Source organism: Idiomarina sp. H2, assembly GCF_004364275.1.
Taxonomy (GTDB): Bacteria; Pseudomonadota; Gammaproteobacteria; order Enterobacterales; family Alteromonadaceae; genus Idiomarina; species Idiomarina loihiensis.
Genome location: NZ_SNZY01000007.1, coordinates 129,435 through 151,834 on the forward strand (window position 1 = coordinate 129,435; position 22,400 = coordinate 151,834).

The 22,400-nt window shown below is 46.9% G+C and carries 19 protein-coding genes, 6 tRNA genes and 1 pseudogene; 12 read left to right on the forward strand and 14 right to left on the reverse strand.

Annotation, left to right across the window (positions count from 1 at the left end):
* The first annotated feature begins 18 nt into the window (after positions 1-18).
* From DET62_RS10465 to DET62_RS10480, 4 genes are all read left to right on the forward strand, one after another.
* The gene (locus DET62_RS10465; RefSeq protein WP_110013862.1) at positions 19-867 is read left to right on the forward strand and encodes an alpha/beta fold hydrolase; all 849 of its coding nucleotides are present in this window, start codon (positions 19-21) and stop codon (positions 865-867) included.
* 41 nt (positions 868-908) lie between these two features.
* Positions 909-2,171, forward strand: coding sequence for an MgtC/SapB family protein (locus tag DET62_RS10470; RefSeq protein WP_110013863.1), 1,263 nt, complete (start codon positions 909-911; stop codon positions 2,169-2,171).
* A 25-nt stretch (positions 2,172-2,196) separates the two neighbouring features.
* On the forward strand, positions 2,197-3,324 hold the full coding sequence (locus tag DET62_RS10475; RefSeq protein ID WP_110013864.1) for a DSD1 family PLP-dependent enzyme: 1,128 nt from the start codon (positions 2,197-2,199) through the stop codon (positions 3,322-3,324).
* A gap of 66 nt (positions 3,325-3,390) precedes the next feature.
* A complete protein-coding gene (locus DET62_RS10480; protein WP_166635833.1) occupies positions 3,391-4,011 on the forward strand; it encodes a thiol:disulfide interchange protein DsbA/DsbL in 621 nt (206 codons plus the stop codon).
* Between the two features lie 18 nt (positions 4,012-4,029).
* Here DET62_RS10480 and DET62_RS10485 read toward each other — a convergent pair.
* The 5 genes and pseudogenes from DET62_RS10485 to DET62_RS10505 form a co-directional block, all read right to left on the reverse strand.
* Positions 4,030-4,734 (reverse strand): annotated as a pseudogene (locus DET62_RS10485) (MBL fold metallo-hydrolase); the annotation flags it as partial.
* Positions 4,735-4,900: 166 nt separating this feature from the next.
* Positions 4,901-5,308 carry a septal ring lytic transglycosylase RlpA family protein gene (locus tag DET62_RS10490; RefSeq protein ID WP_110013866.1) on the reverse strand — a complete coding sequence of 136 codons (408 nt, stop codon included), beginning with the start codon at positions 5,306-5,308 and terminating at the stop codon, positions 4,901-4,903.
* A gap of 63 nt (positions 5,309-5,371) precedes the next feature.
* Positions 5,372-6,262, reverse strand: coding sequence for a TIGR01777 family oxidoreductase (locus DET62_RS10495; RefSeq protein WP_110013867.1), 891 nt, complete (start codon positions 6,260-6,262; stop codon positions 5,372-5,374).
* A gap of 22 nt (positions 6,263-6,284) precedes the next feature.
* Positions 6,285-8,789, reverse strand: a complete 2,505-nt coding sequence (locus tag DET62_RS10500; RefSeq protein ID WP_110013868.1) for an FtsX-like permease family protein — start codon at positions 8,787-8,789, stop codon at positions 6,285-6,287.
* Positions 8,779-9,459: an ABC transporter ATP-binding protein gene (locus DET62_RS10505; RefSeq protein ID WP_110013869.1), complete on the reverse strand. Its 681-nt coding sequence runs from the start codon at positions 9,457-9,459 to the stop codon at positions 8,779-8,781. Before DET62_RS10505 ends, DET62_RS10500 begins: the two co-directional genes overlap by 11 nt.
* Before the next feature lie 3 nt (positions 9,460-9,462).
* Between DET62_RS10505 and DET62_RS10510 the strand changes: the two genes are divergently transcribed.
* Complete coding sequence (locus DET62_RS10510; RefSeq protein ID WP_011235004.1) at positions 9,463-10,080, forward strand: arylesterase; 618 nt, start codon at positions 9,463-9,465, stop codon at positions 10,078-10,080.
* A gap of 45 nt (positions 10,081-10,125) precedes the next feature.
* Here the strand turns inward: DET62_RS10510 and DET62_RS10515 are convergent.
* The 6 genes from DET62_RS10515 to gltX all read right to left on the reverse strand — a co-directional run bounded on the left by DET62_RS10515 (position 10,126) and on the right by gltX (position 12,807).
* A tRNA-Glu gene (locus DET62_RS10515) sits at positions 10,126-10,201 on the reverse strand.
* Positions 10,202-10,236: 35 nt separating this feature from the next.
* Positions 10,237-10,312 (reverse strand) — tRNA-Glu (locus DET62_RS10520).
* Positions 10,313-10,344: 32 nt separating this feature from the next.
* Positions 10,345-10,420: transfer RNA gene (locus DET62_RS10525), tRNA-Glu, on the reverse strand.
* Between the two features lie 47 nt (positions 10,421-10,467).
* Positions 10,468-10,543: transfer RNA gene (locus DET62_RS10530), tRNA-Ala, on the reverse strand.
* Between the two features lie 141 nt (positions 10,544-10,684).
* Entirely contained in the window at positions 10,685-11,335 is a 651-nt protein-coding gene (gene can / locus DET62_RS10535; RefSeq protein WP_011235005.1) for a carbonate dehydratase, read from the reverse strand.
* A gap of 65 nt (positions 11,336-11,400) precedes the next feature.
* Entirely contained in the window at positions 11,401-12,807 is a 1,407-nt protein-coding gene (gltX, locus tag DET62_RS10540; RefSeq protein WP_110013870.1) for a glutamate--tRNA ligase, read from the reverse strand.
* A 192-nt stretch (positions 12,808-12,999) separates the two neighbouring features.
* On the opposite strand from gltX, the gene DET62_RS10545 reads away from it, so the two are divergent.
* Both DET62_RS10545 and DET62_RS10550 read left to right on the forward strand, forming a co-directional pair.
* Positions 13,000-13,075 (forward strand) — tRNA-Val (locus tag DET62_RS10545).
* Positions 13,076-13,110: 35 nt separating this feature from the next.
* A tRNA-Val gene (locus DET62_RS10550) sits at positions 13,111-13,186 on the forward strand.
* A gap of 13 nt (positions 13,187-13,199) precedes the next feature.
* Here the strand turns inward: DET62_RS10550 and DET62_RS10555 are convergent.
* A complete protein-coding gene (locus tag DET62_RS10555) occupies positions 13,200-14,111 on the reverse strand; it encodes a LysR substrate-binding domain-containing protein (protein WP_110013871.1) in 912 nt (303 codons plus the stop codon).
* Between the two features lie 131 nt (positions 14,112-14,242).
* On the opposite strand from DET62_RS10555, the gene DET62_RS10560 reads away from it, so the two are divergent.
* Both DET62_RS10560 and fghA read left to right on the forward strand, forming a co-directional pair.
* Positions 14,243-15,361: an S-(hydroxymethyl)glutathione dehydrogenase/class III alcohol dehydrogenase gene (locus DET62_RS10560; protein WP_110013872.1), complete on the forward strand. Its 1,119-nt coding sequence runs from the start codon at positions 14,243-14,245 to the stop codon at positions 15,359-15,361.
* An 11-nt stretch (positions 15,362-15,372) separates the two neighbouring features.
* On the forward strand, positions 15,373-16,209 hold the full coding sequence (gene fghA / locus DET62_RS10565) for an S-formylglutathione hydrolase (RefSeq protein ID WP_110013873.1): 837 nt from the start codon (positions 15,373-15,375) through the stop codon (positions 16,207-16,209).
* Positions 16,210-16,273: 64 nt separating this feature from the next.
* On the opposite strand, the gene DET62_RS10570 is transcribed toward fghA, so the two are convergent.
* Positions 16,274-18,112 carry a methyl-accepting chemotaxis protein gene (locus tag DET62_RS10570; RefSeq protein WP_110013874.1) on the reverse strand — a complete coding sequence of 613 codons (1,839 nt, stop codon included), beginning with the start codon at positions 18,110-18,112 and terminating at the stop codon, positions 16,274-16,276.
* A 187-nt stretch (positions 18,113-18,299) separates the two neighbouring features.
* On the opposite strand from DET62_RS10570, the gene DET62_RS10575 reads away from it, so the two are divergent.
* Positions 18,300-19,580: an acetyl-CoA hydrolase/transferase C-terminal domain-containing protein gene (locus DET62_RS10575; protein ID WP_110013875.1), complete on the forward strand. Its 1,281-nt coding sequence runs from the start codon at positions 18,300-18,302 to the stop codon at positions 19,578-19,580.
* Between the two features lie 45 nt (positions 19,581-19,625).
* Here the strand turns inward: DET62_RS10575 and DET62_RS10580 are convergent, their stop codons facing one another.
* Positions 19,626-20,621, reverse strand: a complete 996-nt coding sequence (locus tag DET62_RS10580; RefSeq protein WP_110013876.1) for a hypothetical protein — start codon at positions 20,619-20,621, stop codon at positions 19,626-19,628.
* A gap of 101 nt (positions 20,622-20,722) precedes the next feature.
* On the opposite strand from DET62_RS10580, the gene DET62_RS10585 reads away from it, so the two are divergent.
* Complete coding sequence (locus DET62_RS10585; protein ID WP_110013877.1) at positions 20,723-21,379, forward strand: c-type cytochrome; 657 nt, start codon at positions 20,723-20,725, stop codon at positions 21,377-21,379.
* A 13-nt stretch (positions 21,380-21,392) separates the two neighbouring features.
* The gene (locus tag DET62_RS10590; RefSeq protein WP_110013878.1) at positions 21,393-22,382 is read left to right on the forward strand and encodes a c-type cytochrome; all 990 of its coding nucleotides are present in this window, start codon (positions 21,393-21,395) and stop codon (positions 22,380-22,382) included.
* Positions 22,383-22,400: the final 18 nt, after the last annotated feature.

Consider the following 22,400-nt stretch of genomic DNA (forward strand, 5'->3'; position numbering starts at 1 on the left):
TCAGGTTAATTAGTGACTATGCAGAGCGTCGAACTTACCGCCAATAATCGCTACCTGCATTGTGTCCGCTTTGAGCCTGAATCGAGCGCTAAGGCCACTGTTGTTATAGCTGCTGCGTTAGGTGTGAAACAACGTTTTTATCAACCCATAGCCCTCTGGTTAAGCAAACAGGGTTACCGCGTCATTACCTTTGACTATTATGGTATTGGCCAGTCCGTTGATAAGCCTTTGAAACAAATCAAGTCTGATATTATCGAATGGGCCGAGCTCGATATGACCGCCGTGATTGACTATGCTCAGTCCTGCCAAAGGGGTGAGCCCTTAATTTGGCTAGCACATAGCCTGGGCGGCCAAATTGTCGCCATGGCGCAGAATGCCAACAAGATAGATAAGATGGTGACCATAGCCAGTGGCACCGGTTATTGGTTAAAAGCCAGCAAACAGGTCCGTTGGACATCATGGTTACTCTGGTATTTTGCAGCTCCTATTAGCACACCTATTGCCGGTTACTTTCCCGGTAAACGCTTAAACATGGTTGGCGATATGCCCGCAGCAGCGATGAAACAATGGAGCCGCTGGTGCCGCAGTAAAGACTATTTGTTTGATAACATCAGTACTGATCAAAAAGTCCGTTACGATGAATTTTCTGCACCCATCAGCGCCTTTCATATTACTGACGACGAATTGTTGCAACGCTCCAACATCGAAAACCTGCTGTCGCACTACCCTAACGCAGAGAAGGTATTAAAAGACTTGCAACCGGAAATAACCGAAAGCAAAGGTATCGGGCATTTCAACTTCTTTCGCAGTCAATTCAAAGAGTCTCTCTGGCGTAAAAGCTTGCTAGACGCACTGCAGGTCAATTAAAGTCGTTATAGAATCAGTCTAATTAATAAAGGCGCTTTGCAATGCACTACCAAATCGAACTGGCGTTATCTTTACTGGCAGCTCTGGCGTTAGGCTTGATGATAGGCATTGAACGCGGCTGGAGCGGCAGAGACAGTGATGAGGGCACTCGTGTTGCCGGCGTACGAACCTTCAGCCTAATAGGTCTTAGCGGCGGTGTTTTTGCTATTTTAGCTCAACAATGGGGCGTATGGCTTATCGTTACCGGTTTCATTGTTGTTGCCATACTCATTGCATCGTCTTATATAAGTTATAGCAAGCTCTCCGATGACGCAGGTATTACCACCGAATTCTCAATGCTGCTGACTTTTGCACTGGCAATTTGGGCTGCCTCTGGTGATCCTCTACCTGCGCTCAGTTGCGGTGCGGTAGTTGTTGCTCTTCTCGGCCATAAAAAAAGTCTGCACAAATTGCTTAAATGCATTTCACCTAAGGCCTTTTACTCAGGTATCACACTACTATTGATATCTGTGGTGGTTCTGCCTTTGCTGCCAAATGAAGGCTACGGCCCCTGGCAGGCGTTGAACCCCTACTGGCTTTGGTGGATGGTCGTTTTAATTTCGGGTCTGTCTTTTATTGGCTATCTGTTTACCCAACTGCTGGGAGAGAGGCGCGGCACTTTGATTACCGCAATCGCCGGAGGCTTCGCATCATCCACAGCCGTTACCCTAACTATGGCTCGTTTTGCGAAAAAAAACTCTCAGAGCGTAATTTACGCCAGCGGCATGCTGCTCGCCTGTAGCATTATGTTCCCGCGAGTTCTTATTGAGGTCTTTGTGGTTAACCGTGAACTTTTACCATTATTGTGGCCGCCTATTCTTCTCATGTTCGCCGGGTTATTAACTGTCATAACACTCATGTACAGACAACATAAACGTAATCCTCCCTCCGAAACCGGAGAGATTACCATCAATAACCCACTGCAACTGACCACTGCTATCCAGTTTGGTATTTTATTAGCAGTTATTTTGTTATTGGCAGAGGCAATGAAAAACTGGTTTGGTGATGCCGGGATATACGGCCTTTCCATAATATCCGGTCTGATGGATGTTGACGCTATTACCTTGTCACTATCACGCTCAGCTCAGAGCGAACTCTCGCGCCAGGTAGCCGCTACGGGAATTATCTTAGCCTGTGTCAGTAATACTCTGCTTAAAGGCATTATGTTCGCTTCTGTCGCCGGTATTAAATTGCACTATCGTTACGCTATTTACATGATTTTAAGCGTTATTCCCGGCTTGCTTTACGCCTTTTGGCAGTTTTAATTATCACAAACGCAGGACAACAATTATGAAATCAGCTCCTGACTGGATTGCACATCCGGATACACCTTATTTGCTCATCGATGAAGCTAAATTGAAGAGTAACATTAACTATCTTAAGCAACGGGTTGAGTCCCTTGGCAGTCATTTACGCCCGCACTTAAAAACCCTGCGTACTCTGGAGGCGGCTGAGTATCTACTCGATAGTAAGAGTGCTCCGGCCACAGTATCAACGTTAGCTGAGGCCGAGGCCTACGCGAAGGCAGGTTATACCGATTTACTTTATGCTGTTGGCATAGCGCCGGCAAAGCTAAAGCGTGTAGCCGCACTAAGACAGCAAGGCATTAATCTGCATATTCTTTTAGATAATATAACGCAGGCACAAGCGGTTGTTGATTATGCTGCTGAGTTTGGGCAAGACTTTTCCGTTTTTATTGAAATAGACAGTGACGATCACCGTGGTGGTATTAAGCCAAGCGATTCAAAATTGTTAACCATTGCAAAAACACTTGGCGAGCATTTCACCGGTTTAATGACCCATGCCGGTGGCTCATACGCCTGCAATACGGAACAAGGCTTAAAAAACTTCGCCAAACAAGAATGCGATGCCGTTCGAATAGCACGAAACAACCTGGAAACCGCCGGTATTCACTGCGCTATAACCAGCGTTGGTTCAACGCCGACAGCTCATTTTGGCGAAGACTTTAGTGACATTAGTGAAGTCAGAGCCGGCGTTTACACCACCTTTGACTTAGTCATGAAAAACATCGGTGTATGCGACTTCTCGCACATAGCCATGTCCGTCGTCACCACAGTAATCGGCCACAACAAAGAGAAGAATTGGCTGCTGACTGACAGCGGCTGGATGGCATTGTCGCGTGATCGTGGAACAGCGGGTCAGAACCGTGATTTTGGCTATGGACAAGTATGTAAAATAGACGGTTCTGTGCTTGATGGCCTTTGTGTTAATAGTACCTCGCAAGAGCACGGCGTTATAGAGTTAAGCGACGCTTACCAATTAGAAGACTTTCCCGTTGGTCATCAGCTACGCATTATGCCCAATCATGCCTGTGCCACTGCCGCCATGCATCCCGTTTACCATGTGCTAATGAGTGACGGTTCGCATAACACCTGGCAACGCATTACTGGATGGTAACTGCTTGTTCTTGAAATCATTACTTGCAATACTTCAATGCCCAAGAACAACGAAAAGGAGTTCACTATGTTAGTAAGAATCACGACGTTAGTTTGCGCACTATTCATAGCAGTAACACTGCAGGCTAAAGAGTTTAGCGAGAACGAACACTACGAGGTTCTAGATAACCCGGCTTCGACAACGCCTGAAATTATTGAGTACTTCTCTTTTTATTGCATGGCCTGTTACCGTTTCGAGCCCATCGCAAAAGAACTTGCCGCTGCCTTTCCCGACGCATTTAAGAAGTCACACACCTCAGGGTTGAGCCCTAAACCGGGCATGGGCAGCAAAATGACTCAAGCTTACTCATTGGCCTTAATGCTGAATAAAGAGCAAGCTATTAGCGAGCGTATTTTCGAACAGCAATTTGGACAACGCCAGTCAATTGATACACAGGAGAAAATTAAAAATATTTTTGTTCAGGCAGGCGTTTCGGAAAGCGAGTTCAAACGAGGATTCAATAACTTCTCAGTCAAAGCTCGAGCAAAACAAATGGAAAAAGACGTCCGCGATAAAAACATTACCGGTACTCCAACGTTGATTGTGAACGGAAAATACAAAATTCTGATGAATGGCTTCCGCAACAGCGACGATCTTATCGGTGACTTAAAGCTCGTTATTGAGCAGCTTATGAGTAAGTCTTCATAAAAATAGATAAGGGGAAAGCTACAAGCTTTCCCCTTCTTTTAAAATCACGATTTCAGCTGATGTGCCAAATTTCTCTGCCATATTCAGAAAACGAGTTAGTGCCGAGTGAGAGGATAGATCTCCCATCCCCCAGCTGGCGTTGCCGTAACCCCAGGGGATAAATACTTTGCAATTAAGTTCAGCGGCTGCCGTCAGAGCATCTTCCGGAGTCAAGTGAACGTAGCGGTACCATTCAGGTGACTCCTCACTGTAATAAGACGCTATCGGCAACAGACACACATCAATATCACCGTAGCGCTTGTTTATTACTTTAAAGTGTTCTGAATAACCGGTATCTCCGGCGAAAAGCAACGTCTTCCCCTTGTTTTCGATTAACCAGGCATTCCAGGAGTCTTTATTGTTATCTTCGTAAATAAAGGGCACCAAGGTGCGGCTACTAAAGTGGTGAGCAGGCACCGCAGTCACCAGAGAGTCACCTATTTTCTTCGAAGAAAACCAACCGAGTTCAGTTATATTTGCTCCAATGGATGGAAAGTGATCGGCCAGATTCAATGGCACTAAGTATCCGGGCTTGCGCCCTATGGTTTCAATATCGCTCTTATTAAAATGATCGTAATGAATATGGGAGTATAATACCGCATCGGTTGCATCAATCAGCTCTGGATCTGGCTCCACATTCACCTTTCGCTGTTCACCTCCAACAAGTGAAAACAGCCAGTTAATACCAGTGTTAGCAATGCCAAAGTATTTACTGAAACTAAAGTCCTAAACATTGACACCGGCATCCCACCTCTAAAGTTTAACTAAAACAAGAAAGCTAATATCAATACGTTAAGAGGTCACGCGCTAAATTGTTAGTTTTTGTAACACTAAGGCACGAGCTCTGATATTACCTGATAACCTCAGTAGTCACTTTGATAACACCTAAATCAAGATCGGCTATTTTATCGAATGCGGAGCGCGACAAATCAATGACTCTGCCGTCAATAAATGGTCCACGGTCATTAATTTTGACCACAACGCTTTTGTTGTTAGCAATATTGGTGACGCGCACTTTGGTCCCGAACGGCAGTGTCCGGTGTGCTGCGGTGCTGGAAAAGTGGTTATAAGTCTCACCGCTTGCCGTTGTTCTAAATTGATACTTCATGGCGTAGTAAGAAGCCTTTCCGGACTCGCTAGTACCAACTACGTTTTGAGGGCTTTCAGCGGGAATAGAAGTACACCCGGTAAGCGCCAGCATAAAAATGCCAACGCCAAGGGTTAATTGTTTAAGTGGATACTGGTTTTTTGTTTTCATTTCTCAATTTTACTGAGTTCCGAAAACACTGTCCGTTAAGAAACCCAAAAGACGTGTAAAAAATTATACACTTACCTTAAAAGCTTCACGCACTGTCGGATACTCAAACTGAAAGCCATGATTGCGCAGTTTATCCGGCACCACAGCTTGCCCTTCAAGTAGCATCGACGACATTTCACCCAAGCCTAACTTAAGGACAAACGCCGGTACTCTCATAAAGTGCGGTTTATTCATAACAGATGCCAGGGTACGACTAAAGGCTTCGTTAGTCACTGGTCCGGGAGCCGTCATATTAACGGGCCCAGACAGATTATCGTGCTCCAACAGATACTCAATGGCTCGAATCATATCGTCCAGCTGGATCCAGGACATCATCTGATTGCCCTCACCCAACGGACCACCTAAACCAAACTTATAAGGCGGCAGCATTTTTGCTAATGCTCCCTCTCCTTTTGCCAAAACGACACCGGTACGCAGCAAAACTACACGAGTTGCATCTTTTGCTGCCAAAGCCCGTCGCTCCCACTCCTGACACAAAGTAACAGCAAAGTCCTTATGCTCAGCGACATGGTCTTCATTAACCGGCTCTGCATCACGCGGACCATAATAGCCAATGGCCGAGCCACTCAAAAAGGCTTTAGGTGGCTTTTCTGCTTTATTAATCATGGCGGCGAGCTTTTCTGTCACCTGCCAACGACTGTCTTTCAGGGCTTGCTTACGGGAATCAGACCAACGTTTATCCGCAATACCCTCGCCCTGTAAGTTTATAATCGCATCAAACTGACCAATATCCACAATTTCATCGACCGAAGACAGCAAAGTTACATTGTCGCCCAGCTTTTTTCTCGCCCTTTCCTTGCTGCGAGTGGTGACCGTAAACTGATGCGTGTCCTGGTACTTATGAATAAACGCTGAGCCAATAAGCCCAGTACCACCTGTCATTAAAATGTTCATCGGTCACCTCTTTTATGTTCCATCAGGCCAGCTTACGTATAAGCTGCGCCGTATTTCTCTGAATGAGCCGGTGGCAGGATAAACGACCTAAAACAGCCACCACAACAGCACCAAATACCGGTCCTAACAACCAAAGTTTCCAATGAATAACTGGCGTCATATTAAATACCTGGTTTTGCAATATAAATAGCGAGACTTCCATGGCTAAGGTTGCTATTAGCCCGCTAATTGCCCCAAGCACCAGAAACTCATAAGTAATACTGCGACTCAATAGTTTACCCGGCGCTCCCAGGGTTCGTAAAATCACCAATTCCTTCTGCCGTTCTTCCATACTGGCCTGCACTTGCGCAACCAGCACTAAAGCTCCAGCAATAATGACCAGCACCAGTACAAAAACAATGGCTAAACTGACCTGCCCAATCACCTCGCGAATCTGATTAATCATAGCGTCCAGATCAATCAACGACGTTTGCGGAAAAGGTTTAAACAATTGGTACAATTCGTCTTTTCGGTCTTCACCCAGTCTAAAACTGGTGATGTAAGTTGCCGGAAAATCTTCCAGTGTCGAGGTATTAAAGATCATGTAAAAGTTTGGCTGCAGGGTATTCCAGTCGGCTTTACGTAAACTGGTTACCGGCACAGTGAACTCTTCGCCACCTAAGTTAAAGCGTAGTTCATCACCCACTTTTATATCCAGTCGTTCGGAGACATTTAATTCGACAGAGACCTGAGGTTCAGCGTTGTCGCCCCACCACTCTCCAGCGGTAAGTTCGTTGTTAGGTGGTAAGGTGTCTCTCCAGGTCAGTGAAAGCTCTCTTCCTATACCTTCGCGGCCTTCAGCTTCATCGTCATCACGATCTTCCTTGGTGACTTCGTCTAGCAGCTTCTCGCCATTAATATGGGTTAAGCGTCCCGGTACAATGGGATACAGATCAGTCGACGGAATATTCTCCCGCTCAAACATAGTCTGCATGTCATCAACTTTGTCTTCGGCTATATTGATGGCGAAATAGTTTGGCGCATCCGCTGGTAACTGACTTTTCCAGTCTTCCAGTAAGTCGTTACGCAAAACAATAACGAGCAACAACAGCATAATGGCTGTTGAAAAACTCAGCATTTGAACACTGTTGGCGGCTGCTCTTCTTTGTAAGCCCGCCATAGCCAGGCGCCAGCTACTGCCTGCTTGCATACCTGCCTTACGGCTGGCAGAAATAAACAAGCGCCCTAACCCAAGGAGTAAGACAGCGGCAACCGCACCACCTGCGAATAAGGCTGTCGACAACCACCACTGCTGGCTGTAAATAACCAGCAATGCGTATATGGTTCCGCCACTTAGTACCCATTGTAGCCAGCGTACCGCGTTACCCGCCGTTAACTGACGGTGCAGCACGCGCAGCGGCGGAATAGAGACCAGTCGGAATAACGGATACAGTGTAAACATAACGGCACTGATAACACCGGTGGCTCCGGCTAAAACATAAGGCTGCCAGCCCGCCTGAGGTAAAGTCGCATCCAGTTTCTGTGCGACCCACTCAATAACCAGATACTGAAGAGCCCAGCCAAGCGCCATACCGATGGCCACACTCGCAGCGGTTAATAGCAACAGGTGCAGCATAAAAATACGACGGATTTGCTGACGACTGGCACCTAAGGTCTTGAATATGGCGACCACATCGTAATTTCGTTGGCAATAACGCTGTGCTGCAACCGCAACAGCTGTTGCAGCCAGAACCACACCAAGTAAGCTTGCGAGCATCATAAAGCGCTCGGCACGATTCAGCGACCGTGACAACGGACTGTCGCCATCTTCAATACTACGCCAGCTGTGCGTATCGTCATTCAGGCGTGGTAACAGCCATTCTTCGTAAGCATCAATATCACTGTTATTACCAGCCATCAGCACATTAAAACGAACCCGGCTGCCGGGTTGAATCAGACCGGTTTCTTCCAGCTGCGAATGGCGAATCAATACGTTAGGACTGTCGGTAAAAACTGAAAAGCCAACGTCAGGCTCGTAAGTAACCACCTTAGTGACTTTAAAGCTACTATTGCCCACTTCAATATCATCGCCAATCTCTAATTGCAGCGCCTGAAACAGCTGCGAAGCTACCCAGGCTTCACCTTCTGCGGGCAGCCCTTTGGCAACGTAACCCTGCCCAAAAGGTTGATCCGCTATTTCCAGCTCACCGCGCAGCGGATAACCGTCACTCACCGCTTTAACATCCACCAGGGTCATGTTTCCATCAGCAAAAGCCATGGAATTGAAAACCACTTTCCAGGCGGTTTTCAAGTTCATTTGCCCGGCTTGCTCAAGCCACTCCTGCGGAATATCGCGTCTGGAACTTAGTACTCTGTCGGCAGCCAGAAACTCACTGCTACGTTCAGTTAATCCTGCTTGCAGACGATCACTGAAAATAGACAACGAAAGCACTGCGGTCACCGACAAAATAATAGCCAGTGCCATAATGGTCAGTTCACCGCGCCTCAGCTCCTGCTTTAACAGACGAAATGAAATCTTATGCCACATCCTGAGCTGCCTCCGATAGCTGGCCTGCTTCCATTTGCAACACGCGCTGACAACGCGCAGCAAGTCGCTGATCATGGGTGACCACAACAAGTGTGGTGCCATAATCCTTATTCAAGTCAAATAGCAGCTCTTCAACCTTGCCGCCGGTTTTTGCATCAAGGTTACCGGTAGGTTCATCAGCAAACAGAATTTTGGGTTGTCCAACAAAAGCCCGAGCAATAGCTACGCGTTGCTGCTCACCGCCAGACAGTTGGTTCGGATAATGGTGCCAGCGATCTTCCAGCCCAACCTTCGCCAGTAATTCTCTGGCTTCTTTCTCTGCGCCTTTATGTCCGGCCAGTTCTGCCGGCAGCATAACGTTCTCTAAGGCACTTAAGCTAGGTACCAGCAGGAACGACTGAAAAATGAAGCCGACTTTGTCAGCACGAACTTTTGCGCGCTGCTCCTCATCCAATTCGCTTAATTTTTCGTTCTCTATAAGAACCTCTCCGGAGGATGCGAGGTCTAAACCCGCCAGTAGTGACAATAACGTCGACTTACCTGAGCCGGAAGCGCCGACAATGGCTACGGTGTCACCGGCATTGATACTGACGTTAATTGGCTGCAGAATCTGTAATGGACCCTCAGAGGTGTCTACGGTTTTTTCCAGTTGTTGAGCTTGAATGAGCATAAAATGAAAAACTTCCTTTTGAAAACGTGTTTATTTTTAGCGCTGTTGTTGGTTATACGCAGCGTTTCCGCAAATGTCTCACTTGTCGTTTTAGGTGACAGCTTAAGCGCCGGTTATGGGCTTTCTCAGGAACAAACCTGGGTTGCCGAGTTAGATCGCCGCTGGGAGAGCTCTCATCCCGATATTAACATCATTAACGCCAGCATTAGTGGCGAGACCACTCGTGGTGGTTTGCGCCGCTTAGAAGGCGTTTTAGAGCGTCATAAACCCGACGCATTATTTATTGAGCTGGGTGGTAATGACGGACTTCGTGGGTTCGACCTAAACACAGTTCGTTCAAATTTGAAACAAATCATCGACCAGGCGCAGCAACAAGGCGTTAAAGTCGGTTTGAGTCAGGTTATGGTGCCACCAAACTATGGCCAGCGTTTTGCTGAACAGTTCCAGAAAATGTTTGAGGAAGTTGCAGAAGAAAAAAATGTGACACTCATACCTTTCTTTATGGAAGAAATAGCAACAAATGCGGATTATGTGCAGGATGATGGCATTCACCCCACCGCGGAAGCCCAGCCAAAGATAGCTGATTTTCTGGAACCTTATTTACTGAAGTTGGCGCAGTAGCAAAAGCCAGAAACAAAAAAACCGCCTGCGGGCGGTTGATTTAAGTGGCGTCCCCTAGGGGATTTGAACCCCTGTTACCGCCGTGAAAGGGCGGTGTCCTAGGCCACTAGACGAAGGGGACCCATGGAACTTAATTTAATATATGCAGAAAAGTAATGGCGTCCCCTAGGGGATTTGAACCCCTGTTACCGCCGTGAAAGGGCGGTGTCCTGGACCACTAGACGAAGGGGACGCAGAAATTACTTTTTACATTTTGTATTTGAATGGCGTCCCCTAGGGGATTTGAACCCCTGTTACCGCCGTGAAAGGGCGGTGTCCTGGACCACTAGACGAAGGGGACGCAACAACCAAATACTTACTACCAAATAGTGCTTTACCAAAACAACTTGGTGGAGCTAAGCGGGATCGAACCGCTGACCTCTTGCATGCCATGCAAGCGCTCTCCCAGCTGAGCTATAGCCCCGCACCTGACAGTCGCAGACTGCCTTGACAGCGGGGCGCATTCTATTGTGACCTGAGCTAATGTGTCAACTATTTTTTCTAAAAATACTTCTGTTTGAGCGTTTTTATGGCAGTTTGCTCAGTAATTCATCAAATCTTAACTTTAACCGCCTTTCGGCAACTTTTGGTGGTAAACATGATACACCTGCTCCATGCCTTCCCGGCTTGAAACCGATACATTCATATCATTAACCAAACCATTATCTAAACGATAGACCCAACCATGTATTGTCAATGACTCACCTTTGTCCCAGGCTTCCTGCACCATATTGGTTTTGGCCAGGTTTTTAACCTGTTCAATCACGTTCAGTTCACACAAACGATCAATCTGCTCGGTCTCGCCCAGTTGCTCTAACTCTTCGGCATGCTCACGATATACATCACGAATTGGATACAACCAGTGATCAACCAGCCCGTGAGGTTTACTCTCAAGTGCCGCTTTTACACCCCCACAACCGTAATGACCCACCACAAGGATATGCCGAACTTTCAACGCTTCAATGGCAAACTGAATAACCGACAAGCAGTTAAAATCAGTCTGGATGACTTGATTGGCGACATTTCTGTGTACAAACAATTCACCCGGAGCCATCCCCACAATCTCGTTCGCCGGCACCCTACTATCGGAACAGCCTATCCATAGATATTGCGGGGATTGTTGTCCTACTAAGCGTTTGAAAAAATCAGGATCGTTCTTTACCTGTTGCTCCGCCCACTCTTTGTTGTTTGCAATCAAATGTTTTATATCTGCCATTACTCATCCCATCGTGGCGGTCGCCTGGCGTTATCAGGCCAGGCGTAATTTTTATTAGCATCAAATTACGCGTTTTCGCGGTTAGCAATAAATTCCAACGCCAGGTCTATACGTGCCAGAACAGTCTGCTGCGGAATTAATTCCAGAGTCACATCCAATGATGGAGAGTTACCGCCACCAGTCGCAGCAACACGCAGTGGCATGCCAACTTTGCCCATACCAACATCCAAATCGGCAGCCGTCTGGTTAATTGCCGCCTGAATATTAGCAGCATTCCAGTCACTAATTGCTCCGAGCAGTTCTTTGGCTTTTACCAGCGGCTCTTTCGCTACCGGACGTAAGTGCTTTTTCGCCGCTTTTTCGTCAAACTCATCGAATGACTCAAAGAAGTAACGGCTAATTGCAGCCATTTCTTTTAAGGTTTTTACCCGATCAGCCTGCAACGACACAACTTGCTCTAGCGCTGGACCATTACTGGTGTCCACACCTATTTGGCCAAACTGCCATTGCAATTGCGGTGCAACTTGCTCCGCAGACAAAGTTTTCATGTAGTGCTGGTTTAGCCAGTTAAGTTTTTCGGTATTAAACGCAGAGGCTGCTTTATTCACGTCATCCAGCTTGAAGTACTCCACCAGTTCATCGCGGCTGAATATTTCCTGATCACCATGAGACCAGCCTAAACGGGCTAAGTAATTTACAACAGCTTCCGGTACGTAGCCATCGTCGCGGTATTGCATAACGCTGACTGCGCCATGACGCTTCGACAGCTTCTTACCATCATCACCTAAAATCATCGACACGTGAGCGTATTGCGGTACCGGTGCGCCCAGAGCTTTCAGAATATTAATTTGACGCGGGGTATTATTAATGTGGTCTTCACCACGCACCACATGCGTAATATCCATGTCCCAGTCATCAACCACCACACAGAAGTTATAAGTCGGTGTGCCGTCGGTACGGGCAATGATCAAGTCATCCAGTTCAGTATTAGCGAATTCAATGCGCCCGCGAATATGGTCATCAAACGCAACACTGCCCTCTTGCGGGTTACGAAAACGAATGACGTACTTATCACCGCCAACATTCGGGTTATCCCGACAATGGCCATCGTAGCGAGGCTTTTCACCGGCAGCCATTTGCTCTTCACGCATTTTTTCTAAACGTTCGGTTGAGCAATAGCATTTATAGGCTTTGTCTTCTTCCAGTAATTTGTCGATTAACTCCTGATAGCGCTCAAAACGCTGAGTCTGGTAATAAGGCCCGCGATCCCAGCTTAAACCTAACCATTCCATGCCCTCTAAAATGGCATCAATAGCAGGCTGAGTTGAACGTTCACGGTCGGTGTCTTCTATACGCAGTACGAACTCGCCGCCCTGCGCTTTTGCGACTAACCATGAATACAATGCCGTACGGGCACCACCAACATGCAAATACCCAGTCGGGCTGGGGGCAAAACGCGTTACCACACTCATGTTTGTTCCTTTCTTTAAAACCAGTCAATTTTATGGGCGCAAGTTTATCAAGACTGAGCGCCTGACGCATCTGCTATTCGAAATGATTAAAATGTCAGCAAACGAACACAAGTTGGCAATTTTTATTTGACAGTTTAGATCTGCGCCCTATAATGCCACCTCGCAACGACGCAGAAGTGTCACAGTGAAAATGGTTGCTTAGCTCAGTTGGGAGAGCATCGCCCTTACAAGGCGAGGGTCACTGGTTCAAGCCCAGTAGCAACCACCACTTCTCTTCTTCCGTCAATTGCAGACCTTCAGGATGGTTGCTTAGCTCAGTTGGGAGAGCATCGCCCTTACAAGGCGAGGGTCACTGGTTCGAGCCCAGTAGCAACCACCATTTTTTTACTCTCTCAGTTCTCTATTTCTCCAGTTTTAAATTTTCCTGAAAAATTCCCTGATAAATTCCCTGACAAATAGTCCAGCAACACCCGTACTTTTGGAATCACCTGACGGTTTTCCGGATACAACGCCCATATCCCGTCATCGGGTTGCCGGTAGTCCGCTAATACTTCCTCTAGCTGCCCGTTAGCTAATGAGTCCGTTACATAATAGTCCGGCAGCATAGCCAGCCCCAGACCTTTCATAGCGGCGTCACGAAGCGCCAGGCCATTGTTGCAATGCAGGTAGGATTCCGGACGAACCGTTTCCAGTTTATCCTCAACCTGAAAACGCCATTGTCTGACCGTTCCGGTAAAACAGCGATGCGCATCCAGTGCGTTAATATCTTGCGGACGACCAAACTCTTCAAAATAATCAGGAGAACCCACTACAAAATGTCGACGCGAGCCTAGTTTTCTGGCCCGTAACCGCGGGTTACCCAGTTGCCCCAATCTAATCGCAACATCATAGCTGCCCTCTATTAAATCGACCTGCTCGTTGGTTAACTGAAAATCCAGACGGCACTCGGGGTAAATATGTAAAAAGTCATTCAACAAAGGTGCAATGAAACGCTCACCATAATAAACCGGTGCCGTAATGCGAATGAGACCCTGCGGCTGCTGTGTTCGCTGTTGAATGGCCTGGTCAGCGTCTCTTAAGCTGGCAACCAGATGCTGACAATGAGGCAAGTAAAGCTTCCCTTCCTCCGTTAAACTGACACTGCGGGTTGAGCGGTACAGCAGTTGCATCTGCAGCCGGTGCTCAAGCGCTGCTATATTACGGCTAACCTGCGCCACAGATAACCTGAGTTGCCGGGCAGCCGCAGTAAAGCTCTGTTGCTCAGCCACTGCCGCAAATTCACTGATCCCCTGCCATGGCTTCATCTCGCACCCATTATTTCATTTATGAAAAAGTAATTTGTAAAAACAGTAGATTACCTGCTAATGAGAAAAAGTTAAACTTACGCTACGCTTTTACCTAATAAAATGAAAATCCAAGACTATAAGGAATTATTATGGAAACCATTAAGTCACGCGCCATGGTTGCCTGGGGCCCGGGCGAACCGCTGAAAGAAGAAACTATTGATGTTGCACCACCGAAGAAAGGTGAAGTGCGGGTTCGCATTATAGCAACAGGTGTTTGCCATACCGATGCTTACACACTTTCCGGTAAAGATCCTGAAGGCATTTTCCCTTCTGTGCTAGGTCACGAAGGTGGCGGTATTGTTGAATCCGTCGGCGAAGGTGTCACCTCAGTTGAAGTGGGTGATCATGTTATTCCTCTGTACACCGCGGAATGTGGTGAGTGTAAATTCTGTACCTCGGGTAAAACTAACCTGTGTCAGGCCGTTCGTGCCACTCAGGGTAAAGGCTTAATGCCGGACGGTACCAGCCGCTTTTCAAAAGACGGCGAGACCATTTATCACTACATGGGCACTTCAACCTTTTCTGAATACACCGTTTTACCAGAAATTTCGCTGGCTAAAATTCCAAAAGACGCTCCTTTAGAAAAAGTCTGTCTGTTAGGTTGTGGTGTCACCACCGGCATGGGCGCGGTTAAAAACACCGCCAAAGTCCAGGAAGGCGACACAGTTGCGGTATTTGGTTTAGGTGGTATTGGTCTGGCCGTTATTATTGGTGCCGTACAAGCCAAAGCTTCGCGCATTATTGCCATTGATGTAAACGACGACAAACAAACGATTGCCAAAGAGCTAGGCGCAACCGACTTCGTAAACCCAACCAAGTACGACAAGCCTATTCAGGAAGTTATTGTCGATATGACTGACGGTGGCGTAGACTTTTCGTTTGAATGCATTGGTAACGTCGACGTTATGCGCGCCGCGTTAGAGTGCTGCCACAAAGGCTGGGGCGAATCCGTCATTATTGGTGTTGCCGGTGCCGGTGAAGAAATCTCTACCCGCCCTTTCCAACTAGTTACCGGCCGTGTATGGCGTGGCAGCGCCTTTGGTGGCGTTAAAGGTCGTACCGAATTGCCTGATTATGTAAAACAATACATGGACGGGAAATTTGATTTAGACACCTTTATCACTCATACCATGCCGTTAGAAGAGATTAACGAAGCGTTTGACTTAATGCACGAAGGTAAGTCGATTCGTTCAGTTATTCATTATTAATGGAGTCTGTAATGAAACAAGTTAGCGAAACCCGCTGTTTCGGCGGACGTCAGTTACGCTTTGAACATGACTCTGAAGTACTGAACTGCGCTATGCAGTTCAGTGTCTTTTTGCCATTACGCGCAGAAAAAGCAGAAGTTCCGGCGGTTTATTTTTTATCGGGCTTAACCTGCACTGACGAAAATTTTTCCACTAAAGCCGGTGCGCAACGGGTAGCAACGGAGCTCGGTATTGCTTTAATTGTACCGGATACCAGCCCGCGTGGAGATAACGTAGCTGATGACCCGGACGGGGCTTACGACTTAGGCTTAGGCGCCGGTTTTTACGTCAACGCCACTCAGGAACCATGGAAAAGTCATTATCAGATGTACGATTACATCGTGAAAGAGCTTCCGGAGCTCGTGGAAGCCGAATTGCCAATTAATGATAAACGCGCTATTGCAGGCCATTCCATGGGTGGCCATGGTGCCTTGGTTATTGGTTTACGTAACAGCGGCCGCTACAGCAGTATCTCTGCCTTTTCGCCTATTACTAATCCAACACAGTGCCCCTGGGGTGAAAAAGCCTTTAGTGCTTATTTAGGCGATGATCGCGAACAGTGGAAGCAATACGATGCTGTTGAGATTATTAAGTCGAAAGGTCAGACATTGCCAATTCGGGTAGATCAAGGTTTAGCTGATGGCTTTTTAGAAGAACAGCTGAAACCTGAAAACCTGAAAGAAGCCATTGCTGAAGCAGAGGGTGGTGGCACCGTTCACCTACACGACGGTTACGACCACAGCTACTACTTTATATCCTCGTTTATAGAAGCCCAGCTTCGCTTCCATGCGAAGTATTTAAACGCGTAACACGCCGCCGACGTAGCCTGACATTTATGTCAGGTGAGATATCGCCCCTGATGTGAACATCAGGCTACACGCGGAATTTGATAACCGCCTGGCGTAATTGCTCTGTTTGATTGCGAACCTGAGCAACGGCATCGGCATTTGACTGCGCATCATTCGCTGCTTCCACACCGGCATCCCGCACACGGGTTATATTTCTGGCGGTTTCATCCACAACCGCCGATTGCTCTTCAACTGCCGTTGCGATAGACGCAGAGCGGTCGTTAATTTTTAAAAGCTCCATATGGATGCGATTAAATAACTCATCCGACTCCGATGAATGCTGAGCACTCTCTTCACCCAGTTCATTGCACTCCTGCAATGTGGTGACAATAATCTGCGTCTGCTGATTTAACTGACTGGTAATAGACTCAATTTCACCAATAGATTTTTGCGTGCGTGATGCCAATGTCCGGACTTCATCAGCAACAACTGCGAAGCCGCGGCCTTGCTCACCTGCCCGCGCAGCCTCGATAGCCGCATTCAGTGCCAGTAAATTGGTTTGCTCTGCAATACCATTTATAACCGTCACTATTTGTGTAATTGAAGCACTGCGTTCCGCTAAGGTATTTGCTTCGCTCACACTGCTGTTTAAACGCTCTGCCAGATAACGAACCTTTTCAACGCCAGCTTGTACTGAAGTACTGCCATGCTTAGCCTGCTCGGACAAGCTGTTCACCTGCTCGGCGGTGTCTTCCGCATCATTGGCAATAGTATGAGCCGTGCTCCCCATCTCATTGATAGCAGCTGCAACCTGATCAACTTCATGCGATTGCATATCCAAATTTTCAGACGTGTGAGTGACGGTATCCGACACCTGCTGGGTTAACCCGTTAACCGTCTCGACTGACTCATTAATCTGCTTAATAACGTTACGGAAGTATCTCAGAAGTTCATTAAAGCTATCGACTAAATCACCTAACTCATCACTACGGAACTTTTCTGATACCAGAGTTAAGTCATTGCTACTCTGGACTTTTTTCATGTCTTCGCGTAACTGAGTTAGCGGCTGATTAATGGAGCGAACAACCCAGAACAGCATGGCTACAACAATAAATGCAATTGCTGCAAAAACCACAATAGGAACCCATTTCATGGTTGCCTGACGTGACTGAAGCAACTCATTGAGATTCTCATCTAACTCAGCTAACGAACTCTCCATATTACCGGCAATAATTCTGACTTCACCTTTAATGCCGGACTCTTCATCCAGGCCAATTTCTTTCGACAAGCTGGCATAACGGCCAAAGTCACGACGATAAGCGTCAACTTTGGAAGCCAGATTCGGCGATGCCGATAGCTCGGCTTTCAACTCATCCAGTAAATTGTTAACTCGGCCGAGGTACTTGTCGTCAAAACGCAGCATAAAGTCTTTTTCGCTACGGCGTATCTGCAACAGAGTTACCAACAATTCGGTTCGGTCGGCTGTATCAATAGCTTCTTCCAGCTCATGCGTCGCCGCTCGCAGCGCGCCATAGGCCCCACTATTTTCATCCAACCCCCGTTGCTTAAACGCAGCAACTAAACTATTAAAATTTTCTTCATATTTTGAAACCTGCTCAGCAAGACCATCGATAAGTCGCGTAGAGCCCTCATCAGCAACCAGTTGGTTAAGCTGTTCTAACCTTTTAACCGTTACACTAACTTCTTGCTGTAGTTTATCCGCGTAACTTTCATCCATTCGCAACAGGAAATCTTTTTCGGCACGACGCACTTGTAACAAACCGTTATGTACAGATTCCCGCAATTCACTGGCGCGATGCAGCTGACTAATTTGAGACTGAAAAAACATCATCAGCATTAGTAGTATGATAAAAGCAGCCGTTGTTACCGCACCGACGGAGAGAAGTTTATTGCGAATTGACATAAGGTAAGCCCATGTTTAGAAACTGGCTAAATAGTAGTCATTGAACAAATGTTCTGCAATGATCTATTTTGTTAACAACTTTAGCTAAATGGCACGCTATGTCAAAGTAAGGAGTATCACTTACTGGGTAAATACCCTTATTTCATAACCAGTTATAATCGCACCAAGCTCAAAACAGGATGCAGTAATGAAAGTTAATTCGGCAATACAAGCGTTATCAGTTCTAAACGATGGAGATGTTATTTGGTGTCAGTCGATGGCGGCAACACCCTATAAATTATTAGAAGGCCTAAAGGAAGTTGCCAAACAGCGTGTAAACTTAACACTATTGCAATTGCATACAGAATACAGCGAAGCTTTAGGGGATCCAGACTTAAACGGACACCTTCGACAACGAGCGTTTTTTGTCGGAGCATCAACCCGCCAGGCCGTTAATCAGGGTCTGGCCGACTACGTTCCTATTTTCCTGTCTGAAATTCCAAAGCTGTTTCGTTCAGGCGAACAACCGCTGGACGCAGCTATTGTTCAGGTATCGCCGCCAGATAAACACGGTAACTGCAGTTTAGGTATTTCGGTAGAAGCAACGCGAGCCGCCCTGCAAGTTGCAAAGAAGGTTATAGCTTGGATAAATCCGAATATGCCACGCACCCATGGCGATGCACTGGTTCAACTTAAGCGCTTCGATCGCTATTTTGAAGAAGCGGCACCGATTCCCGAGCATAAACAACCGCAACAGAACCCTATTACTCAGAAAATTGGTGAGCAAGTTGCCGGGCTCATTAACGACGGTGACTGTTTACAGATGGGCATTGGAGCGATACCCGATGCGACTCTGGCTTGTCTGCATCATCATAAAGACTTAGGTATTCATACCGAAATGTTTTCAGATGGTGTGCTGCCTTTAGTTGAGCGTGGCGTTATTAATAACAGTCGCAAGCGTAAACACCGAGGACGCATTGTCACAACTTTTGCGATGGGTTCTCAGGCACTTTATGACTTTGTTGATGATAACCAGGAAGTTTTCTTCCTTGATGTTGAGTACACCAATGACACCTCGGTTATTCGCCAAAACAAGCAGGTTATGTCTATAAATAGCGCCTTGCAGGTCGACCTGAGCGGTCAGGTTTGCGCAGACTCTATTGGCACTAAAATATACTCAGGCGTCGGCGGCCAAATGGACTTTGTACGCGGCGCCAGCTTATCGGAAGGTGGTCGTTCGGTTATTGCTCTGCCTTCAACAGCCTGCGGCGGCACTGTCTCACGCATTAGCTCACTGCTTGCGCCAGGCGCCGGCGTGGTCACCACTCGTGCCCATGTGCATTACATTGTCACTGAACATGGTGTCGCTAACTTACGCGCCAAGAGTATGAATGAACGCGCGCGCGAACTGATTCATATTGCCGATCCTAAATTCCGGGATGAACTCGCGCAAGCAGCCTATAACGACTGGGGATTAAACATAAGTTAAACGGCTTTATGCGGCCCTAGTCGAAAAGACTAAGGCCGCCTTAAACTAAAAGTTCCACATGCTCCACAGTCCAAACTCGTTCGACTCTCTGTGAAAATTAACGCTAGTTTCTTCAATGCGTTTACCAACAATGGCCACTGTCAGATAGGGTGCAACTTTCCAGTCCCAACCAACCTGAACATAATCTTTCTCATAGCCAGGATTTAGGCGGCGATTTGGCTTCGTTGTGTCATAACGCACAAATACCGACTGCTTTGGTGCGTAACGATAACTCGCCCAGCTTCCCCAACCACTTTTAGCATCTTTTAGAAGGCTTGCTACCTGTCCCCAATTATTATTGTGGACATATTCAACCCCAAGGCGGATTCTCTTTACCTGATAATTGATAGAGGCATTAAAACGCTCCGCGGTATTAATCTTGGGTGCCTCATCTTTGTCCTGAGTGCGAGCGCCACGGTACCCACCAACAGCAATATCGAGCCCCGGAGCAATATGCCAGGCTGCATAGGCTTCTACGTCGACTGAATCCCCTACTCTTGGCTTCTTAAAGCCACCGCCAGTCACAACTGACACGGCATAACTGACATTGTCATTTTTATTCGAGTAATGAACGCCTAAATCAGTGGGGCCGGCAAACTGGTTCATTGGTGTCAGACTTGGATCCACATAGCGGTAGCCCACTTTGCGGGCTATGTAGTCAATCCATGGCAGTGGTGCCACACCAAGTTGCAGAAGTTGCTTATCCGGCAAGTTACGTTGAACATATGCATGACGAAACCAAACATCGGTCGGGTCCTGTTGCCGACGCCATTGGACATCCGTTGTTACTACCGTGCTCCAGTTTTCATCAAACTTATGGCTAAAATCGAGATAGAACCGCTTTAAATCCAGTTCCCAACCTTCTCTATTTGAAACTTGCCCTTTCTGCTGAATATTACTTGCATTAATAAATAACTGACTCGATAAATTTGTTTCCGCTTGTGCTGAAACGTTCAGTAAACCACCTAAGCACAATGCGACTGCAATTCTCGAAAGTGTCATAGTTCAGTCCTTTGCCAATAACCATACTAATAGTGTGGCTATAAGATATTATTTGCTACTATACTAACTATCATACTCGTCATTAAATATAGGGTATTACTATGAATAATAAACAAGAGCTAGTCGTAAATTGCATTTTGGGTGCTCTACTTCTGGGAGCTTCCCTGAGTGTTTCGGCTAAAGGCGATCCGGAATCAGGTCAGCAGTTATCGATGAAAGGTGACGGAAGCGGTGCCCCCTGTATGGCTTGCCATGGACCTAACGGTGAAGGTAATGCAGCAGGCGCATTTCCTTACATTGCAGGTATGAACGAACAGTATTTATATCGACAGATGAAAGCTTACCAGACAGGAGAACGAAATAATGCCGTTATGTCCATGAATGTTGATAACTTCAACGAGCAGCAACTGCATGATATCGCGGCTTATTATGCCAGCTTAAGCAAGCCCGCTAGTACCTCAAAAGACACCGATTCAGAATTATTAAAACAAGGTGAGCGCCTTGTGAATGTCGGCGATTGGGGGGAATACATTCCGCCTTGCAGTACTTGCCACGGACCTAATAACAGCGGCGTTAACGAAAACTTCCCTGGCATCGCAGGTCAGCATGCGAGTTATATCAAGCAACAAATTAATGCATGGAAAAGCGGCAACCGTAAAACCGACAAAGTTCAGCTTATGGAAGCCGTAGCAAAACGACTGAGCGATGAGCAGATAGAAGCGGTTTCGGCTTATCTTGCCTCGATACCAGCTACATAATAGGAGTGCAACTATGGATACTTCACTAAAAGTTACTTTATCTTTAATTGGAATTTCTATTGGTGGGCTGGCTATCGCGCAATCTCAGTCGCCACGCGAGGTTAAGTTGCCTGAGTTTGAGCAGGGACAATATGTTCATGAAGCGCCAACTTTAAGCGATATTGAGAACGACCCAAACCTGCATAAAGAACTACGCAAAGTCATTCTTAAAGGGCGCGACATGTTTATGAATACTCAGCAGTACCGCGGTGAGTACGTATTCAACGACATGGACTGTAAGTCATGCCATATGGGTGAAGGTCGACTACCTTGGGCAGCGCCTGTCTGGCCAGCAGCAACAACACTTCCCGATTTTCGTGGTAAAAACCAGCACGTCAACTCGCTGGAAGAACGAATTGCTGGTTGCTTCTCATTTTCCATGAATGGTAAACCACCCGAATATGGCAGTGACGATATGTTGGCTATGGTTGCCTATCACCAGTACATGGCAAAGGGTGCAAAAGTTTACGACAGCAATATTGCCGGGCGAGGCTTTAGCCATTTAGGAAAACAAATGCCAGAGAACATAAGCTACGACGCCGGAAAAAAGGTGTATGAAGATAACTGCGCTGTTTGTCATGGCCAAAATGGCGGCGGTAAAAGAGTAGATGACCAAGTGGTATTTCCACCTCTTTGGGGTGACGCCTCATACAACTGGGGAGCCGGAATGACCCGCATTTTCACTGCGGCCTCATTCATTCAAAACAATATGCCACTAGGACAGCCTGGTCGCTTAAGTGATGAAGAAGCCTGGAATGTCGCTTATTTCATCAATGCACACGAACGCCCTCAAGATCCTCGTTATACTGGCGAAATAAAAGAAACCAGAGAAAAATATAAGAATTTCTATCAGTGGTCTTTATACGGACAAGAGATCAATGGCAAGGTTCTGGGTGACCATGACAATACCGGTGAAAAACCTTTCCTGAAACCGGAGATTCTTAAGTCTCGCTCGTTTGATTAAGCAATGGGCACCGACAAG

Bases quoted from the DNA above. Each gene is read 5' to 3' on its own strand.
- DET62_RS10465 (WP_110013862.1), top strand. From the start codon at position 19: ATGCAGAGCGTCGAACTTACCGCCAATAATCGCTACCTGCATTGTGTC.
- DET62_RS10470 (WP_110013863.1), top strand. From the start codon at position 909: ATGCACTACCAAATCGAACTGGCGTTATCTTTACTGGCAGCTCTGGCG.
- DET62_RS10475 (WP_110013864.1), top strand. From the start codon at position 2,197: ATGAAATCAGCTCCTGACTGGATTGCACATCCGGATACACCTTATTTG.
- DET62_RS10480 (WP_166635833.1), top strand. From the start codon at position 3,391: ATGTTAGTAAGAATCACGACGTTAGTTTGCGCACTATTCATAGCAGTA.
- DET62_RS10490 (WP_110013866.1), bottom strand. From the start codon at position 5,308: ATGAAAACAAAAAACCAGTATCCACTTAAACAATTAACCCTTGGCGTT.
- DET62_RS10495 (WP_110013867.1), bottom strand. From the start codon at position 6,262: ATGAACATTTTAATGACAGGTGGTACTGGGCTTATTGGCTCAGCGTTT.
- DET62_RS10500 (WP_110013868.1), bottom strand. From the start codon at position 8,789: ATGTGGCATAAGATTTCATTTCGTCTGTTAAAGCAGGAGCTGAGGCGC.
- DET62_RS10505 (WP_110013869.1), bottom strand. From the start codon at position 9,459: ATGCTCATTCAAGCTCAACAACTGGAAAAAACCGTAGACACCTCTGAG.
- DET62_RS10510 (WP_011235004.1), top strand. From the start codon at position 9,463: ATGAAAAACTTCCTTTTGAAAACGTGTTTATTTTTAGCGCTGTTGTTG.
- can (WP_011235005.1), bottom strand. From the start codon at position 11,335: ATGGCAGATATAAAACATTTGATTGCAAACAACAAAGAGTGGGCGGAG.
- gltX (WP_110013870.1), bottom strand. From the start codon at position 12,807: ATGAGTGTGGTAACGCGTTTTGCCCCCAGCCCGACTGGGTATTTGCAT.
- DET62_RS10555 (WP_110013871.1), bottom strand. From the start codon at position 14,111: ATGAAGCCATGGCAGGGGATCAGTGAATTTGCGGCAGTGGCTGAGCAA.
- DET62_RS10560 (WP_110013872.1), top strand. From the start codon at position 14,243: ATGGAAACCATTAAGTCACGCGCCATGGTTGCCTGGGGCCCGGGCGAA.
- fghA (WP_110013873.1), top strand. From the start codon at position 15,373: ATGAAACAAGTTAGCGAAACCCGCTGTTTCGGCGGACGTCAGTTACGC.
- DET62_RS10570 (WP_110013874.1), bottom strand. From the start codon at position 18,112: ATGTCAATTCGCAATAAACTTCTCTCCGTCGGTGCGGTAACAACGGCT.
- DET62_RS10575 (WP_110013875.1), top strand. From the start codon at position 18,300: ATGAAAGTTAATTCGGCAATACAAGCGTTATCAGTTCTAAACGATGGA.
- DET62_RS10580 (WP_110013876.1), bottom strand. From the start codon at position 20,621: ATGACACTTTCGAGAATTGCAGTCGCATTGTGCTTAGGTGGTTTACTG.
- DET62_RS10585 (WP_110013877.1), top strand. From the start codon at position 20,723: ATGAATAATAAACAAGAGCTAGTCGTAAATTGCATTTTGGGTGCTCTA.
- DET62_RS10590 (WP_110013878.1), top strand. From the start codon at position 21,393: ATGGATACTTCACTAAAAGTTACTTTATCTTTAATTGGAATTTCTATT.